General features: G+C 26.7%; 4 protein-coding genes. All 4 read left to right on the top strand.

The genetic code is table 4. The features are described from left to right. The coding region (locus C4B24_RS05115) for a hypothetical protein (RefSeq protein ID WP_168388386.1) at nucleotides 1-418 on the top strand (418 nt) is incomplete at its 5' end. Between the two features lie 84 nt (nucleotides 419-502). Then, the gene (locus C4B24_RS05110) at nucleotides 503-652 is read left to right on the top strand and encodes a Vmc-like lipoprotein signal peptide domain-containing protein (protein ID WP_168388385.1); all 150 of its coding nucleotides are present in this window, start codon (nucleotides 503-505) and stop codon (nucleotides 650-652) included. Next, nucleotides 630-926: a hypothetical protein gene (locus C4B24_RS04890; protein WP_131599658.1), complete on the top strand. Its 297-nt coding sequence runs from the start codon at nucleotides 630-632 to the stop codon at nucleotides 924-926. The genes C4B24_RS05110 and C4B24_RS04890 overlap by 23 nt, the downstream gene beginning before the upstream one ends. A gap of 28 nt (nucleotides 927-954) precedes the next feature. After that, entirely contained in the window at nucleotides 955-1275 is a 321-nt protein-coding gene (locus tag C4B24_RS04885; RefSeq protein ID WP_131599657.1) for a hypothetical protein, read from the top strand. Nucleotides 1276-1427: the final 152 nt, after the last annotated feature.

Here is a 1427-nt window from a genome sequence, read left to right as displayed (position 1 = left end):
CAAAGTAGATAAAACAAAACATAGTAACGGGAATACACCAACTATTGGTAGTTCAGGAATAATTATTAATATTTCTAAAACTTCTTTTGGTAAAAAGATACTTAGTCAATATCATTATGAATATAATGAAGCAATGGGTGTTTCTTTACCAACTGAACTTTCTGGAAATCATTTAAGTGCTGCTGCAGGTCCGCAACTTGTAGAGCTTTTAAAAAAACTTGAAAAAACGGATGGTATTAAAGTTATTAACATTTCAGAGAATGGTAGAAAATATATTTCTAACAATAAAAATTTTTATTATAATAAAACCGATGCAGATACACGAACTAATTCTGCAATTATTAAAGAAACACCTTCTAATTCAACAGACGGTACATATATTTCAGAAGAACTTTGAATTGAATTGTTTGGTAAGTAATAAAAGTTAATTTATTGTGGTTGGTTAAAATGGAATCTCTTATTTTTCTTATATCAAATATCTAAATTTCAAAAGGAGAAAAAAATGAAAATTAAAAAAATTACAATGGGTTCACTTGCAGCCCTTGCAACAATAGCAATTCCAGTTGCTACAGTTGCTTCATGTGGAAATGAAGAATACAAGACAGTTACTTTAACATGATATGTATACAATGCAAAAAAAATATGGCTTTAGTCCTTTAACTTCAATTGAAACAAAAACAAACCTTCAACAAAAACAAGAAAAGGTTCTTAATCATAAATTTGTTGATTCTTTAATTGAAGAAATAAATATGGTTAATTTAACTAAAGAACATAAAGTAGTTGTTATTGATTTAAATGCTCTTGATATTAATTTAGATAAATTTGGAGATTACTTTTGAGAAGAGATGAAAAAAATTAAAGTAGATAAAACAAAACGCGATGATGCAGATAAACCAACTATTGGTAGTTCGGGGATAATGAATTAATATTTCTAAAACTTCTTTTGGTAAAAAGTTGCTTAGTCAATATCATTATGAAAATGATAAAGCAATGGGTGTATCTTTACCGATGGAACTTTCTGGAGTTAAATTAAATATTTTGGCAGGTTCTCAACTTGTAGAAATTTTAAAAAAACTTGAAAAAATAGACAGCATTAAAATTATTAATATTTCAGAGAATGGTAGAAAATATATATCCAATAATAATTTTTTCCGCTATGTAAGTATATCCAAAAAAGAAGCCACTAACCCTACCATTGCTAAATTTACATCCAATTACTCAACACAAGGTACATATATTTCAGATGAACTTTGAATTGAATTATTTGGTAAATAATAAAAGTTAATTTATTATGGTTGGTTAAAATGGAATCTCTTATTTTTCTTAAATCAAATATCTAAATTTAAAAAGGAGAAAAAATGAAAATTAAAAAAATTACAATGGGTTCACTTACAACCCTTGCAACAATAGCAATTCCAGTTGCCACA

This window comes from Mycoplasma marinum, from assembly GCF_004335975.1.
Classification (GTDB): domain Bacteria; phylum Bacillota_I; class Bacilli_A; order Mycoplasmatales; family Metamycoplasmataceae; genus Mycoplasma_K; species Mycoplasma_K marinum.
The sequence above is the reverse complement of the archived record's forward strand: the minus strand, read 5'-3'. Positions and strand labels throughout refer to the sequence as shown.